The organism is Acinetobacter sp. YH12126, assembly GCF_013418745.1.
In the GTDB taxonomy this organism is placed as follows: Bacteria; Pseudomonadota; Gammaproteobacteria; order Pseudomonadales; family Moraxellaceae; genus Acinetobacter; species Acinetobacter amyesii.
Map to the genome: position 1 here is coordinate 153,992 of NZ_VPBM01000004.1, position 17,993 is coordinate 171,984.

The following is a 17,993-nucleotide window of genomic DNA, read 5'->3' on the forward strand; positions in this document are numbered from 1 at the left end:
AAGCCTTAACAGAATTTCAGCCCGCCGAAGCAGTTAGAACGAAACTCCTGTCCAGAAAGTTTTAAATTGTTTAATGGGAAATCAATTAATGACGGGTTTTTAATTTCTTTAACATCTAAAGCCGAACCTGCAACACAACCAAAGATTAAATCTCCACAATTACGAACATTGGTACTTAAGTCATGGTTAATTCCAGCGATCGTTTGTTTCAACACTTCATCCGTAATCGCCACTTTATCTGAAGGTGTAATACTCCCCAAATCGACCTCATCTTCCATCGCCAACCACCAACCTCTTTCTGCTGCAACTGCAGCACCAGGCCAGAGTATTTTTTGAGCTTGTAAGGATAACGAAGCAGGGTTATTTAGATAAAGTGCATGGATCAAACCTAAACTTTGATTTACCGTAATATCGGTTTGTAGTCCAGTAAGATAGCCTGTTACGTCTTTATTCAAATTAATATTTAACCCAAGTAGAGAGATCTGAGCTTCTAATGGACCACTAAAATCTAGACGATCAACTGTACCTGTGCCTTTTAATACCGCAATATTATCCTTAATTCTATTCCCGCTCACGACAGTGGCTGGAATTGTAAAAGGTGCTGTGGTTGATTTTAAATTAAAAGAATAATTATCTGATTTGTAGTGAAGCGGTAGATCAACTTCAGCACCAAATAATGTCCCCTTAACTGCCCCTTCAATGTATTGCTGCGTAGAAGCATAGTCCATCACACGCTCGGCAGTTGTTGCAACACCCGCAGACGCTTTGGTTTTCATATACCCACTAAAGGTGTTGATACCATTGGGTGTATTACTATTTTCTGTACCTAATGTCATTAACCCAGAAATTTTTTCAGCGCTCAGACGAAAGCCCATCACTTCACGAGTTGCAGCTGATTTGGGATCTTTAATTGCAATTTCGATAAAAGGATTGGTCAACAAAGCAGAAGTTGCCGCACGTTCATCAGACGTATAATTGCTATTTACAGGCAATCCACTCAATGAAATATGATCGATATCAATATCACAAGCACCTGAGCCATTTGCACCACCACAACCCAATTGGAGCTTTTTAATATTGGCATTGAGCTCCATTTCAGCTTCTAAACCAAGCTTATAAAAGCCGACATTGGATTGGTCTACGGCTTGTCCACTCTCATCCACAGAATTATACCCCTGCGTATATTCCATGGAGAGTAATGCTTGACCATCAACTTTTGATAAGCTTTCATCATCTAAAGCCATCATTGCATGAGATAAGCTACTCATCGCAAATGTCGAGAAGATCAAACCTCTGATTAACTTCTTTTTCATAACAAATTCCCTGTTCGTTATTTTATTTATTTGTTATTGATTTAATATTATTAGCGTGGAGTAATCCCCATGGTGCTTCGCATTGTTCCACCGGTTAGGGCTATATCCGCCATCTTTTGCATATTGCCATTTGTTAACATCGATACTTCTGCACGAAACGCTTTAGACATATTATTGGTTGGATTAAATTTCACCTGATTATCAAACTCTACCGAATCTTGTTTCATTTTAATTCGAGCATCAAAACCTAGATCGCCCTGCATTTTATTAATATTGATACTTGAAGCTGAAACGACACCGCTGGCATTTACATCTTCATTCATCAAACTTAAATAGCTTCCCATAACTTTTTGATCTTTCTTTTCAGCATCTGTTAATGCTTTAAATTCAAAGCTGCCACGAAAAGATAAATAATTATTTTCTGCACTGTCATTTAGGCCCGGTACTATAAATAGCTCACCTTTACCATCAAGTTTAAACGCAATATTCGTCAACACATCATCACGTTTAGAGAAATTATCTAAAGGTACTGTAGTCCCACATTTGGCAGAAGCTGTAGTCGCACAGTTATAGGTTGAACCCGGAAGTTGACCAATCGCTAACTCGGCATTAGCTGCAATCAATAAATTATCTGCACGTACATAGATGCCATCATTTTCATAGCCAATCACACCATCAGATTGAATAAGTGCATTGATGTTTCTTAAGCCAGCATAATAATTGACTTCTTGACCATTAATACCTTTTTTACCATCAATCAAAATAATAGAAGTTGTACTTGGTGTTCCTGTTTTTTTATCAACACCATAACCATCTGTGCTCATTACAAGGTTATAGCCAATACCTGATTTTTCAGCCGCATTTTTATAACTGTATTTTTTCTCTGATAATGCAACGTTGGCATTCATATTATAAATCGGGATACCAATCCCCCAACTGTTGTCATTACTTGCAATTGCAGCAATTGAGTTATCCGAAATAAATCGTGCGGTACGCGCGATGGACTGAAAATCCATACCACGAATCGCCACTAGTGCAAAATTTCCGCCCGCCGTTTGATTTGACAGATTCTGGGTTAAAACATTATTGGTTAAACCTAATGTTGCTTTTAATTTATCATTTACCAGAAAATCAAGGCTTTTTGCTTGAATGGTATTGATATAAATATCGCCAAAATCAATATAGGCATTTTTATCAGCAACTAAAGACGTTAAATTAGAAAATTCAATGGCATAACTACCAATACCCGTATGGCCAATTTCTAAGGTTGTCGGTGCTTGACCTGCAACAAGGCTAGGATCATCCTTTGAAGTGAAATCCGCGCGCACACCTAAATGTAAACCACCTGAACCAACGGACTCATATCCAGAAGCCTTCGTTGCTAGACCAAAATCTTTGATTCCGTCTTGATTGGCATTTAAGGCAACTCGTGCATTAGTGACAGCACCCGATGCTCCCATACGAATTAAATTGCGCTGCGCACCACCATCGGTGCCGTATCGTAAATCGATATTAACGCCGGGGTTTGTGGCATCGCTACGTGAACTATGCACATCTGAAATGTCCTTTACCCGCCCTAAATTGACCGTATGGTCTTTGCTTCCTGTGGATTTTGTGGTGAGAACAATGCCTTCATCAGCTGCGACATACATATAACCTGAACCAGCAAAGTTAAAGTTAAAGTCCTTTAAGGTTACGCTATGTCCATTCATACCATGACTAATACTGGCATTTTGCAATTGAAATTCCATATACGCCGTATCATTACGGTTAAATAGACCATTGCTGGTTTCAAGTAATACTTTTAAAGGTGAAGATGTTGCAATCGCAAGTGAACCTAAATTTTGCGTAGGCGTTTGGCACGTTGCGCCTTGACACAGCAGCATAATATTTTGCGCAACAGCAGTAAATGGGCTGACACTTGCGGCAATACGCATGCCTACACCAGCATCCGTAGTCCCAACATCAAAATCTAATTTTGATGTAATGGTGCTTTGCCCAACGCCATCTATTTGTACATTGTGCAAACCCATTTTCATCTTATTTTGGTCAGTTGGGTCAACCCAATTTAACTGATCAACTTTGACTCTAGAAACTTCATGGGTAATCGAAATACCATCTTGGCCAGTAACTGCACCCAAGCTTTCATCGGTCATCGCTTCAAAAGCATAGGCGTATTGAGCAAGTAAAATACTGGTTGCGAGTGCCGTTAAAGTTGTTATTTTTTTCATCACTATATCCTTATATTCAGTCACAGCTGATTAACAGCGACCTGCACCATTTCCAGTGCAGTTAAAACTGAAGATGTTTAACTTTCCACTCATGTGCATGTTGCCATGCACATTAACACCCATAAATCCTTGTTCTGAACCACGATCAAAATCAGGCACTGCTAAAGTTGAAGTTGTTCCATCAGCTTTCTTTTCGGTATAGGTTGTATAAGTACTGGTATTTTCATAACCTTCCTTACCTGTCGTCCCTGTTTCCACCGCCAACGTAGCAAATCCTAAATTCCTGATTTTTAATGGCTTGTCATCATAAAATGTCAACTGCATAGCCGTTTGTGGATTACCTTCACGATTGATAATCGTCACACCATCTAGTGAAAATTGATCGATCTGTAACGTTCCTTGAAACTGTTTAAACACCAACCATTTCTTATTACCATTTGCATCCACATGATTATTGGGTGCAAGTGCTAAGCGACAAAACTCATTGGATGAACATTGATATCCATAAAAAGCTTGAGTCGTTTTTCCATTCGCATCCATGATAGAAATGTTGTTTTTCGACATATCATTGGCGTATTGATGGTTTAATGAAAGTGTCCAACTGAGATCAGCACCGCCTTGACCGGTTGCAGCAGTGAGTTCGGTATTATCCATAGACACTAAGCCTGCATGAGTTTGTGTCAGTGCAGCACAAACAACAGCGCATAAAATTTTATACATTTAATTTCTCCTACAGCCCTGTTGTTCTTATTTTTAAGTGCTGAATCAATACGCCATCTATGGCAACAGATCCTAAATTCGTGCTTTGTCCATTGACACCTTTAAAGACCACACCTGTCGCAGCATCCGTACTTTTTGCATTCAGCAGATTACCAGGCAAGCGCTCTACTGTACCGATTGCAATACTACTGTGTGTTGCATTACGCCCTTGATATAGTGCTGTCGCATCTGAAGAGTTTGCTTTTAACTCCGTACCACAACTATAGACGTTACAGGTTGAACCTTTAAAGTCAGCAGCGGTTAAACCCGATGTACCCGTGGTATTACCCGGGATATCCGTATAGTAGGTATAAATTTTACTGTAAATAGAAGGTACATTTGGAATACGAGTTACTTCCAGTATAATATTTCGACCTTCTGAACCCACAATAAAGGGCTGATACATATTTCCTAAAACTAAATTGATATTTGGGCTATATAAATATAGACCTTCAGTTTCATGAAAGATTGGAGCTGCAGATCGATCCATCGCTGGTGTCGCTGCAGTACCATCATCCAGTTCGGAGCGTGCAGCTGTACTGATACGCATACCGCGAGCATCCAAATCACCATCATTGATACTCAGTGACTCAGCACGATCATTGGTATTAATACGAATTAAACTGGCTAAACCTAAAGTTTGGTTATAGTTGGTATTTGTTGATTTTAGTGTTTGAAAAATGCGAACTTGTGAACCATTAAAACTCAAACCATTCGCAACAATTTGAGTCCGTAATCGATAATCTTTATCTAAGCCACTGGTCGGCGCACCGGTAATCGGATCGACGACATTGCTTGAATTCAAAGACCGTGAAAATACATCCATCCACAAACCAAGCTTGATGTTGTTAGATGCATCATCTGCCGCAATTTTCTTTAATGGTGCCTCAATCGCTAAGTAACCAACATTCCCCTTATTATCTTTCGCAAATTGTTCAACATCTTGATTTCCCGCATGGAAAAGCCACGGATTTTCAGCGGTCCCCCAATTAAACCCTTGATCGGTATAGCGTGTTGCTAATGAACTTTTGCCATTTTTATCTTTACTGTTTGATAAGGCTAAACCATATATAAAGACATCTGCTTTCGATCTGAGACTCGATACGGTCGCAGTCGAAGCAATTTGTTTTGCTGTAATTTCAGCATTTTTCTTCACGGTTGCTAATGCTGCATCGCTTGCCTTTTGAGCTTCAAGCTTGGCATAGTCCGTTGCCAACTGATTGAGGGTTTCTGCAGCTTTGGCATTCAACTGAGCATTTTTTGTTGTATCTATAATATTTGAACGTGTAATTTTTCCTGAGACATAATTTTTATAAAAAGTCGAAGTGGTCGGCAAATTACCCGTACTATTGTTACCGTATAGTAACTCAATCATTTCATAGGTATTTTTTAAAGCAGCAGTTTGTGACTTTTCTTTTAGTCCTGGAGTAATTGATTCTTTCGTTGTGCCATCGTTTTCAAAAGGTAAGCCAGCCGATGAACCATTATAATAATCTGCATAACGCTGATCGTAATATGCCTTCATCGTTGGTGATTCAAGATAAGACTGTACTAATCGGCCACGATATTCTGTTGAATATGTTGCGATGGTTTCATTGGTTACTCGTGTAGCATTATTGGTCTCATAAGTGCTTTTAGAACTTATAAAAGTTGAGTCATAAACACCGTTATAGCCCGTAACTCGGCCTTGCTGATAAGCATCAACATAAGCTGCTTTGTAGATTTTATCGTAAGCACGCTGCCCTAATTGTTCATAGTTTTCACCTGTAGGAATAATCCGAATAAAACCTGTATCGTTTTTCCCAGGATCAACCATACCAGACGCATAACTAGAAGCCGTAGAACGGTCATTTGGCCCTTGAAAGACCATTTTGAAATTCTCTAAAGTGAGTGCAACACCTTCACCCGTTGTGGCTGAAAGTGCTTCATCTGATAAATCTTGAAGCGCATAAACAGATGGTGCAGCAAAAATGCTGACTGCGGCTGCTAAGCAACTCTGGCGGAATAACTTAGCCTGGGTGAATTGAGTCATCTCGACCTTCCTTTTATCAGATGCTCTGCATCTCTCTTATATTTATTCCTGAGAACTGGCTTTGATGTTATTGTCCATTTATTCCTTAAATGAAGACTTGTGATAGACCAGTCACTTAACTTTTTATTATGCTGAATAATTACTCAATTGCAAAAACTTCCCCACCGAATGGTCTATTTTCCGATGAATGACCCAACAAAAAAGCGGGCTAATTCGCCCGCTTTATTTAACTAAATCCGAAGGATTAAGCTTTCGGTAATGTCACACCAGTTTGACCTTGGTATTTACCGCCACGGTCTTTATAAGAGGTTTCACACACTTCGTCTGATTCGAAAAACAACATTTGTGCGACACCTTCACCCGCGTAAATACGTGCAGGTAAGTTGGTTGTATTCGAAAATTCTAAAGTCACGTGACCTTCCCACTCTGGTTCAAGAGGCGTCACATTGACAATAATACCGCAGCGCGCATAGGTTGATTTACCTAAACAAACGGTTAACACATTACGTGGAATACGGAAATATTCGACTGTCCGTGCTAGTGCAAACGAGTTCGGCGGAATGATACAAACGTCTGATTCGATATCAATAAAGCTTTTATCGTCAAAGTTTTTAGGGTCAACAATTGCTGAATGAACATTGGTAAAGACTTTAAATTCACGAGCACAACGCACGTCATAACCATAGCTAGACACGCCATACGAAATAAGCTTTTCGCCATTTTCATCATAACGGACTTGGTTTTCTGCATACGGTTCAATCATGCCGTGTTTTTCGCTCATTTCGCGAATCCAACGATCAGACTTAATAGCCATTTATCTCTATCCAAAAACTTAAATCAATTATTGCGTGGTACTTTAACTGAAATCCGACTTAATGAAAATAAGCTTTACCGAACTAAGCGGATTTAGTCATTTTCAAATCAATTTAGAGTTTTAAAATCGCAGAATAACTCAGTGGAATCGAAAAACTGACCAAGACTAGCGATGCTGTTCGTTGTAGATTGGCTTGATTGAGCCAACTAATTTTATTCGATGCCAAAACGGAACCAAGAAAGGTCCAAAAGAATGCAATAGGAACAATCAACAACAGAAAGATCAGCATGTGAGCTACATAATACTGCGCATTTTGCCAAGCCAACGCAGGGAAAATCGCAGATGCAAATAATAATGCTTTGGGGTTTAATAAAGTCGCAACAAAGAGTTCGCGTGCACGAATGCCCTTTTGATTAAAATTTTCAGCAACAGTTGCTGTACGCCATAATCGCATAGCCAAAAATAGAATATAACCAGCACTAAACAGTTTTAAAATGGTCGGTAGTAAAGGCAGATGTACGGAAATTTTACCAATGAGAAAACCCCATAGGCTAATCGAAATAAGATAACCAAAGGCTTCCGCTGGAATGAGTCGGAATGATTTACGTAGCCCAACTTGAATACCCGAAGATGCGAGTAAGGTATTGGTTGGTCCTGGCGTTAACAAAATACTGATAACTAGACCAATAAAAAACCATGAAATCATACTTTGACCTCAAACTTAATCCGCGAAGATTAATTCAGTTGTTTCGTATTAGCAAAATAAAAAATAGAAACGCTTATAAAAAACTCCTTATTTAATTATAAATTCAGTAACTTAAATAGAAAAACAAAACCTTAGCTGAACAGTCATTCAGAGCACCTTACAATTCAAAGAAATATCTTGAACTTATATTTATTAATAGAAATTTCACATGATTCCATGTATACCCTACAGTTTTTACACGTAAAAAAATATTATTAAAATAAACGATATAGCTCCATGCCATTCTTACGCATAACCATTATTTATTGGAGACTAAAAAATCAAAAAAAAATACTTTTCAAAAATAATTGATTAAGTTATGTTCAATTGAGTAGTGGAAATTAAAATTAAAGCTCATCAAATCAATATTCAAAATTTATGTGTAAAAGGACGTTTCTATGAACCAATGGACAAAACTCACGTTACTCTCGGTTACTTTGGCATGTATTACTGCTTGCTCAAATGATCAATCTACTTCAAAAAATACCACGGAAGGAAAAAGCGCAGAAACTGCTACATCTGACAAACTTCAAACCAAGTTCGTAACCATTGCAACTGGTGGGGCATCAGGACCTTACAATGTGATTGGGACAAGTCTTGCAGAAATTTATAACAAAACCTTTGGTGTAAATTCTAAGACTCAAACTACAGGTGCATCCGTCGAAAACTTAAACCTTCTGAAACAGAATAAAGTTGAAATGGCATTTGTTATGAGTGACAGCTTAACAGAAGCACTGAACGGAACAGGAAGTTTCGCAAATGGTAAAGTTGAGAATGTCAGCCAAGTCGCAGCGCTTTATCCCAACTACGTACAAATCGTAACCTCTAAAAAATCAGGGATCAAAAATATCGAAGATTTGAAAGGTAAACGTATCGCTGTAGGTGCACAAAATTCAGGTGTAGAAGTAAATGCACGTACACTGTTGAATGGTTTTGGAATCACCTATAAAGATATTAAAGTTGATTATTTAGGCTATGCTGAAGCCGCTGATGCTTTAAAAGGTGGCAAGCTTGATGCAGCATTCCTGACTAGTGGCATTCCAAATTCATCACTCATGGAACTTCAACAAAGCTTTGATCTACAGTTAGTTTCAATCAATGCAGATAAAGTCAAAGAAATAGCTAAAGATCAAAGTTATTTCTTACCGATGATTATTCCAAAAGGCACATATGGCAATACTGCGGACATTCAAACTGCCGCAATTAAAAATGCATTAGTTGTTCGCACAGATATATCGGATGATGATGTCTACAAACTAACAAAAACTTTCTTTGACAGTTTGCCTCAATTGGCAACTTCACACCAAGCAGCAACAGAAATCACGCTTGAAGGTGCTCAACAAGGCCTTGTAGCGCCTCTACATCCAGGCGCGAAACGCTACTATGATGAAGTGGCTAAAAAATAATAAGCTTCAAAAAAATGCAGTTTATACTGCATTTTTTATATTGTTCTTCTTAATCTATGCTAGCTATCCAACACTGTATACGCAGGTTAGAGTTGAAACTGATATATGCAAAATTTCAACTGATCAATTTGATTTACAGTGGAAGCATTCAGTAGAAAAGACGGCTTGGTCTGAACAATATCAGCGTCAAAAGAATAAGTTTTTACTGCACCACACCGATTTGATTTCATTTGGTGCAGGTACACCCTCAAATTATCCCATTGAGTTTCAAAAAAATGGTGTGATTAGAATGCGGGTCAATCAAAATATAGATGAAATCAACTGGGTGATTTCTAGAAATATGCAAGGCACGATCCTCGCTGACCAAAAAATTTGGTCTATTTTTCAAAGTTACCCAGACTATAGTTTGGTCAACATCTCGGTTCAATATCAACCCAAATGGAAGTCTTGGTGGATTGGAGAATGCCTATGAATTCCAAAGAAGATAAAGTTGTATTAGAACAACTCGATGAGAAACAACAACAAGCCATATTAGAAAAATTTGATCGGGAATCTGTTACTCGAATCAATATGAGCAAATCTGTTACCTACTTTGTTGCATTTGTAGCGATCTTTTATTCATTATTTCATTTATTTATTACGTTTAATCCTTTACCTGAGTTAATACAGCGTGCAGCCCATGTCGCTATTGGCCTAGCACTCATTTTTTTACTCTATCCAGCTCGTCAAACAAGCTCCCGACAGCATATTTCACTTCTCGATTGGTTCTTGGCTTTGCTTTCCATCTTCAGTTTTTTATATTTATGGAAAGAATATCAATCTATTATGACCACTCGAGGTGGTATTCCAAATACCTTAGATATCGCGTTTGCAATTATGAGTGTGGTATTAGTCATAGAAGCAACTCGCCGGGTCATGGGGTGGATGTTGCCCATTTTAAGTTTAATTTTCCTGACCTATACATTTATCAGTCACTTTGATTGGATGCCAGATCGATTACTTACTCGCCCTTATACAATCAGCGACATTTTCGGACATATGTATTTAAAAACCGAAGGCTTATATTCTTCGGCAATTGGTGCATCCGTCACCTTTATTTTCTTATTTATCCTTTTTGGTGCTTTTCTTGCAAAATCAGGTATGGGGAAATTATTCAATGATCTTGCCATGGCGCTGGCTGGACATAAACAAGGTGGGCCTGCCAAAGTTGCTGTAATTTCAAGTGGATTTATGGGCAGTATTAATGGCACTGCTGTTGCCAATGTTGTTGGTACAGGCTCATTTACTATTCCATTGATGAAAAAGATTGGTTATCACAAGAATTTTGCTGGTGCCGTTGAAGCCAGTGCATCCGTTGGTGGACAAATTTTGCCACCAGTCATGGGTGCGAGTGCCTTCATTATGGCCGAAACAACTGGCGTGAGTTATGGCACAATTGCACTAGCCGCCTTATTACCTGCTTTATTGTATTACCTTGGCGTCATGGCTCAAGTTCATTTCCGTGCGGGTAAAGATGATCTGAAAGGCGTACCTAAAGCTGATTTACCAAAAGTAAAAGAAGTTCTAAAAGAGCGTGGACATTTACTTATTCCAATTTTGGCACTGGTCTTTTTCTTATTTCAAAATATTCCTGTGAGCTATGCTGCTGTCTACACCATCGTCCTGACCATCTTTGTAGCAGCTTTAAGAAAATCAACACGAATGGGTGTAAAAGATATTTTAGATGCGCTCGTTGATGGAGCCAAACAATCATTATCTGTGATGGCTGCTTGTGCTGTCGTTGGTATTATTATCGGCGTAGTAAGTCTGACAAGTTTTGGTTCAGTAATGACTTCTTCAATTATGAGTTTAGGTGCAGGTAGTCTCTTTCTCACTTTATTTTTAACCATGATTGCATCGATGATTTTAGGCATGGGGCTTCCATCTATTCCGGCCTATATCATTACTGCCACCATGGCAGCACCAGCACTCGCAAACTTTGATATCCCTGTATTAGTCGCGCATATGTTTGTGTTCTATTTTGGTTTATTTGCAAACATCACCCCACCAGTTGCCCTTGCCGCCTTTGCGGGCGCAGGAATTGCAGGCGGTGATCCAATGCGCACTGGGTTTCAGGCCTTAAAACTATCTCTTGCTGGTTTTATTGTTCCATTTTTATTCGTTTATAACCCTGCCATACTGATGATTGATACCACCAATGTTGCAGTCAATGCTCGAGAATTTGCCTTTCCTGCATGGACAACTATAGTGAGTATTACTGTCACTTCAGTGATAGGAATTCTCGCTTTAGGCTCCGCAGTTGAAGGTTATTTCAAGACTTATCTCAACTGGTTCTGGCGTATTTTTTTAGGTGTGGGTGCGCTGTGTATGATTATTCCAGAAACCATTACAGATATTGTAGGCATTATCATGGTCATCATCGCAATTACGGTGAATATTATCACTGCTAAACGTAAAGCAAACCCGTCTCTTTCCTCCTAAAAAACCAATTAAAAAGCCCGGTAATTACCGGGCTTTTTAATTTCTTAGACTAAGGCGTACCCTCATTTGATGGGTGGGTTTTAATGACTTCAAATAATATTTAAAATTATTTGTTCCTCTATATTTTTTCAATGCTAAGCCCTTTGTAACAGAGGACATTTGGCAAAAAATCTAAGACACAATGCGTTTGTACAGTTACTGCCGTTCAAAGAATTGATCCTAGCCAAAATAATAGAAATATCGTGAAAGCTATTTTGTAAAAACTAAGTACAAACGCGACATCCTTTGATATGCCTCAAGAATTTTATCCTTGGCATACGGCTTATAATCGCAGGAAAAATAAGAAATTGTGCAAATCGTTTTTTAGATGTGTAATTCATAGACATCGTTGAATGTCTAAAGTTCAGTACTCATAATTTTCAAACACTCCCAATACCACGTTATAAAAAATCTGGCACGAGGCCAGATTTTAATACGATCAACTTAAATTTCAGTTCACCCTTAGAAAATACGGTTTTTATCTTTTTCAGCCTGAGGTAATGCATCTGCAACTTTTTGTGCAATCGCCATGTAGCTTTCAGCAGCATCATCACCTGCTATCACAGATGGTTTCCCTGCATCGGCATTTTCACGAATTTGTACATTCAGCGGTAAACGACCTAAGAGCGGAATGTCGTATTGGGCTGAAAGTTGGTCGCCACCACCTGTACCAAAGATTTGCTCTTCATGCCCACAGTTCGAACAAATATGGGTCGACATATTTTCAACCACACCCATCACTGGGATGTGTACACGGTTAAACAACTCAATGCCTTTGGTCGCATCCATTAATGCAACGTTCTGTGGTGTCGTCACAATCACAGCACCTGTCACTGGTATACGCTGTGCAAGCGTCAACTGAATATCACCTGTGCCTGGCGGCATATCAATGACCAATACATCCAGATCAGGCCACAACGTTTGGTTAAAGAGCTGCATTAACGCCCCTGTCGCTTTCGGCCCACGCCAAGCCACTGGCGTATTGTTATCTCCAGTTAAGTGACCAATTGAAAGTACAGCCATACCATATGCTTCGATAGGAACAAATTGCTCAGCTTCAATCATCGGCGTACGGCCAGCGTTACCGAGCATCGTTGGAATACTTGGACCATAGATATCCGCATCTAAAACGCCAACTTTTAGCCCCAATTTCTGTAATGCCAAAGCTAAGTTAACTGTCGTGGTTGACTTACCCACACCACCTTTACCAGATGACACCAAAATGACATTTTGAATGCGTGGGTGTTTCGGTACATCACGCTGTTGTGGAGCGGCTTTTTGAATCGGTGGGTTATTCGGATCAACTTCGGCAGGTGCTTCGGGTGTTTTCGCAGACGCATCCACAACTGGAGGTAACTGGCTTTTTGCTGCTGAACTTTCAGCTTTTTCTTGGCTAGAACAGCTTTCGCCTTCTGCATGGTGATGACCGCAACCACCCGATGTATGTCCAGTCTTTTGCTGAATCACGTGCATATTTAATTCTGTGATGCCACATTTTTCCAATGCATCGGCCAAATCATCATGGATTTTTTGTAAGTCATCGGCTTCTGAAGGAAAGGTATTAATCGTGATCTGCAAGATCTGACCTTGCACATTTACCTGTGTAATACGGTCTTTTAAAGCATTATTTGAATTGGGAAGTACATAGTTTTGTAAAACCTGTTGGATTTCCTCTTCTTTCACCTCTTGGGAGGGTGAAAACACAGATTTTAGAGAAGAAAGCCACGACATTATGTTGTCTCCAAACAGGAAAATCAAAAGATAATAGCGATAGTTTACCTGTTCATCTGCCCCAGAGTAAGAGGGAGATGAATGACTTATCCCTATAAACTTATAAAGTTGAGTAATTTAGTCAGCTTTCAAACAATTTTTCTAACGTGTGACGCTTAAAAATGCACCTGCAACTGATTTTTGCGGCTAAACCAAAGCCTTTAAATTTGAATTGATTACATATCAACCATACATTTTCAGCGTAATTTCAGTTTATATTTCAGTCGTTTCAACAGAATAATCATAGCGATGGATGTGCAATCTAAAGGCACATTTTGTGCTTTTTAGTTTTTAAAATGGGGATGACGATGTATCCGAAGACTATCTATAAGAAGAATATTTATAAAACGACTTTATGTGCCTTGATGCTCCTGACTTCAGCAGCCTATGCAGAAATTGCGACTGAAGCCATTCAAACACCTGACCGACAAACTGTAGCGATTGGTGATAGCATCGATCTCATGCGCTCGCGTATGCAAGCTTCTCCGATGAAAATGCTGTCTTATCCGCTGCAAGAGAAAAATCTGCCTGCAAAACTAGCGGTAGATTACACCTATGAAATTGCTAATATGCGCTACGTGATTACCGTAGTCGATGATCAAGTCAAAAATATTAAGACTGAAAATTTAGATGGATTAAAACAATGAATCCTAAAAAAGCCGCTCTTGATAGAACGGCCTTTTTGATCAGCCCCAATTAAGCTTGATCATCTTTTTTAAACTTATTCAGTGTGTCAGTGGCTTTCTTTTTTAACTCGTCAAATTTCTCTGTCGCCTGCACTTTGAGTTCATCAAATTTTTCGACAGCCTCATGTTTAAGTTCGGAAGCTTTGACTTTGGCTTCATCAAATTTATGACTCGCTTCTGCTTTTAACTGCTCTAGACGGTCTTTGGTTTCAGCATGCTGTTCTGCATGTTCATGTTTGGCGTCATTTAAGGCTTTTTCGCCTTCGAGTTTTAACTCTTCAGCTTTATGCTTTGCACCATCGAGGGCTTTTTCACCTTCAAGCTGAGCTTCTTTGGCTTTGAGCTTTAGATCATCACCCAATTCTGACGCTTTATCTTTCAATTGATCAATTTTATTTTCAGTTGTCATCGTTCTCGCCTCTTCTCTGTTATTGTCTAACAATAGTTATAACGTGCTTTGACGGGATGACCTTAAAAATATGCATTTAGAAACAATTGAGCTACATGACGTTGCATTTATGCTTTTTGGCATAAGGTTAGGAGTTAAAATTGATCCGAGTTTAAATGTATTAAATCATTGAAAAATATAAAGGCTATTTTTATTGTATTGATATTCATCAATCTAAATTAAGCAAAAGGAATAACGGTAAAGCCCCTAATGACGCACTTTACCGCTACATAAAAAGATTATTTGCTGACCGTGCTCATAAAGCTTACTGCGGAAAACAGCCAAATAAATAGGATGAAACTCCGTCCCTGATTAAAATGCGCGACGTCGGTCCCATGCAAAATATTATGGCGGGTCATGGCTACAGTAGAGCTGCTATCCATTTGATAGGCTGCCAATTCGGCAAAATAATGATTCAGTTCATTGGCAATTTTTGCTTTATGCCAAAGACTCTTAATTTCACTGCCTTTTAGACCGGGTACAATTTTATATACATCGATAAACTTGGTACCGCTCTGCTTTAAAAAGCCCGTTTGAATCAGTACATCAGTTAAAATGCCTTCTAACTGTGCATACAAGACAGGGATACAACCGGCATGGAAATTCAGCTTATACAGTTTAAAAGCTTCAAGTAGAACCAAACGACGTTGCGCTTTATTTTCACCAATCTCTAAGGCATCAAAGGCTTTCAACATTTCTGTCTGAAAAAACTCGGTGTTAATCGCATCGAGTAAATGAAACTGTTTTTGATCTTCATGTTGATGCAGCAATTGCCAAAAGTACAACAAGTTTAAGGCGTCATTTGCCACTTTCATTTCTACAGGTTGATCAAGCTCATCGGCCAATACATCGAAGTAAGGTTCAGTTGTAGCCAAATCACGTAAAGTCTGAATCAGTAATGCATGTTCATCTGCCGAAATCTGCTCAAGGTATTGTTGTGCTTCTTTGACAATGTGCTGACCGAGTTGTTTATTACGCTGTTGATTTTGCGGAATACGGGTCACAGGCTGGTCGTCATCATAATCGTCGTCGTACATGGGCTTGTCACTCTAAAGGCATCACAGATATGCCCTATTATCACTGTAATTGTGTCAGCAATATAGATTTTTTTACTTTTGCAAAGATTTCACCTATTCCCTTGTGCAAGTACTGGCTATCTCATGTAAAATTACAGCCCATTGCATAAATACGAATGAGAGAGTCATATCCGTGCGTAATATTTTAGTTACTAACGCCCTTCCATACGCGAATGGCCCAATTCATATGGGTCATTTACTCGGTTATATCCAAGCTGATATTTGGGTTCGTGCCATGCGTGCAATGGGTCATAACGTGACTTATGTATGTGCGGATGATGCTCACGGCACAGCGATTATGCTACGTGCGGAAGCCAATGGTATTTCGCCTGAACAGCAAATTGCCAATGTGCAAAAAGAACATGAACGTGACTTTGCTGGCTTTAGAGTTGACTTTGACCATTACGACTCAACTAATAGCCCTGAAAACCAAGCACGTGCTTCTGAGATTTATATCAAAAACCGTGAAGCGGGCAACATTGCAGTACGCCCTGTGACGCAATTGTTTGACCCTGAAAAAACAATGTTCTTGTCTGACCGTTTCATTAAAGGTACATGCCCGAAATGTAAAGCGGAAGACCAATACGGCGACTCATGTGAAGTGTGCGGTACAACCTACAACGCAACTGAGTTACTCAATCCAAAATCGACTTTGAGCGGTGCGACACCTGTAGAAAAATCTTCAGATCACTACTTCTTTAAACTGCCAAACTTTGGTGAATACCTGCAAAAATGGACAAGAGACGAAGGCCGTCTGCCTGTGTCAATTGCCAATAAACTTGATGAATGGTTTGAAGCAGGTTTATCGGATTGGGATATTTCTCGTGATGCACCTTACTTTGGTTTTGAAATTCCAGATGCGCCAAACAAATATTTCTACGTTTGGGTAGATGCGCCAATCGGCTATATGTCGAGCTTTGAAAACTACATCAAGACTAAACGTCCAGATTTAAGCTTTGACGATTACTGGAAAAAAGATTCGAAAAATGAAGTCTATCACTTCATTGGTAAAGACATCGTTTACTTCCACGCGTTGTTCTGGCCTGCAATGCTTGAAGGTGCAAACTACCGCACCCCAACAAGCTTATTCGTCAACGGTTTCTTGACTGTAAACGGTCAGAAGATGTCTAAATCTCGCGGTACCTTCATTAAAGCGGAAACGTATCTTGAGCATTTAAACCCTGAATACTTACGTTACTACTTCGCGTCGAAGCTTTCTGACAAAGTTGAAGATTCTGACTTAAATCTTGATGATTTCGTTCAGAAAGTAAACTCCGACCTTGTTGGTAAAGTGGTCAATATCGCAAGCCGTTGTGCCAAGTTCATAAACACCAAGTTTGATAACAACCTTTCTGCAACGTGTGCTGAACCTGAATTGGTACAAAGCTTTATTGATGCAGGCGCTTCAATCGCTGCTCAATATGAAGCACGTGAATTCTCTGCTGCAATCCGTGAAATCATGGCGCTTGCTGACAAAGCCAACCAATATATCGACGAGAAAAAGCCTTGGGCACTTGCGAAAATTGAAGGTGAAGAACAACAAGTACATGACGTGTGTTCAGTAGGTATTAACCTATTCCGTCAATTGGCAGTTTACCTTGCTCCAGTTCTTCCAACTTTGGCTGCTCAAGTTCAAGACTTCTTGAAGCTTGAGTCTTTCGACTTTGCTTCAGGCAAAACGATTTTAGTGGATCATGAAATTGCTCAATTCCAACCATTGATGCAACGTGTGGACCCGAAAGCGGTTGCTGCTATGGTTGATGCGTCTAAAGACTCTTTAGCTGCCCCTGCGGAAGCACCAAAAGCGGAAAAGAAAAAAGAGAAAGCCAAAGAGAAGAAACCTGAACCTAAAGTTGGCGAAGCTGAAATCATCGGCATTGAAGACTTTATGAAAATTGACTTACGTGTAGCGGAAGTTTTAGAAGCTGCTCACGTTGAAGGTTCGGATAAACTACTTCAATTGACGTTAAATGTCGGTGAAGCTGAGCCACGTAACGTATTTAGCGGTATTCGTGAGTTCTACCAACCTGAAGACCTTAAAGGCAAATTGGTGGTAATGGTTGCGAACCTTGCACCACGTAAGATGCGTTTTGGTATTTCTAACGGTATGGTTTTAGCTGCGGGTAATGGCGATGGTGTTTGGGTGATTTCACCTGAAACTGGTGCTAAAGCTGGTGATAAAGTGTCTTAACT

At 39.5% G+C, this 17,993-nt stretch carries 14 protein-coding genes; 5 read left to right on the top strand and 9 right to left on the bottom strand.

The features are described 5' to 3' along the window. Positions 1 to 5: 5 nt before the first annotated feature. The 6 genes from FTU62_RS03190 to FTU62_RS03215 form a co-directional block, all read right to left on the bottom strand. Positions 6 to 1,313 (bottom strand): hypothetical protein, encoded by a 1,308-nt coding sequence (locus FTU62_RS03190; RefSeq protein WP_180009837.1) that lies wholly within the window; start codon positions 1,311 to 1,313, stop codon positions 6 to 8. A 50-nt stretch (positions 1,314 to 1,363) separates the two neighbouring features. Then, a complete protein-coding gene (locus tag FTU62_RS03195) occupies positions 1,364 to 3,544 on the bottom strand; it encodes a DUF6160 family protein (protein ID WP_180101816.1) in 2,181 nt (726 codons plus the stop codon). A gap of 30 nt (positions 3,545 to 3,574) precedes the next feature. Beyond that, complete coding sequence (locus FTU62_RS03200; RefSeq protein ID WP_067764582.1) at positions 3,575 to 4,264, bottom strand: hypothetical protein; 690 nt, start codon at positions 4,262 to 4,264, stop codon at positions 3,575 to 3,577. A 10-nt stretch (positions 4,265 to 4,274) separates the two neighbouring features. Beyond that, the gene (locus FTU62_RS03205; RefSeq protein ID WP_180101817.1) at positions 4,275 to 6,335 is read right to left on the bottom strand and encodes a hypothetical protein; all 2,061 of its coding nucleotides are present in this window, start codon (positions 6,333 to 6,335) and stop codon (positions 4,275 to 4,277) included. 244 nt (positions 6,336 to 6,579) lie between these two features. After that, entirely contained in the window at positions 6,580 to 7,149 is a 570-nt protein-coding gene (dcd, locus tag FTU62_RS03210; protein WP_005008040.1) for a dCTP deaminase, read from the bottom strand. 112 nt (positions 7,150 to 7,261) lie between these two features. Next, positions 7,262 to 7,855, bottom strand: a complete 594-nt coding sequence (locus FTU62_RS03215) for a LysE family translocator (RefSeq protein ID WP_078192265.1) — start codon at positions 7,853 to 7,855, stop codon at positions 7,262 to 7,264. A 437-nt stretch (positions 7,856 to 8,292) separates the two neighbouring features. Between FTU62_RS03215 and FTU62_RS03220 the strand changes: the two genes are divergently transcribed. The 3 genes from FTU62_RS03220 to FTU62_RS03230 are packed head-to-tail and all read left to right on the top strand — an operon-like array spanning position 8,293 to position 11,781. Then, positions 8,293 to 9,300 (top strand): TAXI family TRAP transporter solute-binding subunit, encoded by a 1,008-nt coding sequence (locus tag FTU62_RS03220; protein WP_168379308.1) that lies wholly within the window; start codon positions 8,293 to 8,295, stop codon positions 9,298 to 9,300. After that, positions 9,278 to 9,772, top strand: coding sequence for a DUF1850 domain-containing protein (locus FTU62_RS03225; protein ID WP_233945036.1), 495 nt, complete (start codon positions 9,278 to 9,280; stop codon positions 9,770 to 9,772). The genes FTU62_RS03220 and FTU62_RS03225 overlap by 23 nt, the downstream gene beginning before the upstream one ends. After that, complete coding sequence (locus FTU62_RS03230) at positions 9,769 to 11,781, top strand: TRAP transporter permease (protein ID WP_180101818.1); 2,013 nt, start codon at positions 9,769 to 9,771, stop codon at positions 11,779 to 11,781. The genes FTU62_RS03225 and FTU62_RS03230 overlap by 4 nt, the downstream gene beginning before the upstream one ends. A 501-nt stretch (positions 11,782 to 12,282) precedes the next feature. Here the strand turns inward: FTU62_RS03230 and apbC are convergent. Continuing rightward, a complete protein-coding gene (gene apbC, locus FTU62_RS03235) occupies positions 12,283 to 13,551 on the bottom strand; it encodes an iron-sulfur cluster carrier protein ApbC (protein WP_180101819.1) in 1,269 nt (422 codons plus the stop codon). Positions 13,552 to 13,898: 347 nt separating this feature from the next. Here apbC and FTU62_RS03240 point away from each other — a divergent pair, with 347 nt between their 5' ends. Further along, the gene (locus FTU62_RS03240; RefSeq protein ID WP_180101820.1) at positions 13,899 to 14,237 is read left to right on the top strand and encodes a hypothetical protein; all 339 of its coding nucleotides are present in this window, start codon (positions 13,899 to 13,901) and stop codon (positions 14,235 to 14,237) included. 49 nt (positions 14,238 to 14,286) lie between these two features. On the opposite strand, the gene FTU62_RS03245 is transcribed toward FTU62_RS03240, so the two are convergent. Both FTU62_RS03245 and FTU62_RS03250 read right to left on the bottom strand, forming a co-directional pair. Further along, entirely contained in the window at positions 14,287 to 14,685 is a 399-nt protein-coding gene (locus FTU62_RS03245) for a hypothetical protein (RefSeq protein ID WP_180101821.1), read from the bottom strand. A 278-nt stretch (positions 14,686 to 14,963) separates the two neighbouring features. Beyond that, a complete protein-coding gene (locus tag FTU62_RS03250; protein WP_180101822.1) occupies positions 14,964 to 15,761 on the bottom strand; it encodes a hypothetical protein in 798 nt (265 codons plus the stop codon). A 172-nt stretch (positions 15,762 to 15,933) separates the two neighbouring features. Between FTU62_RS03250 and metG the strand changes: the two genes are divergently transcribed. Next, positions 15,934 to 17,991 carry a methionine--tRNA ligase gene (metG, locus tag FTU62_RS03255; RefSeq protein WP_180101823.1) on the top strand — a complete coding sequence of 686 codons (2,058 nt, stop codon included), beginning with the start codon at positions 15,934 to 15,936 and terminating at the stop codon, positions 17,989 to 17,991. The last annotated feature ends 2 nt before the right edge of the window (positions 17,992 to 17,993 follow it).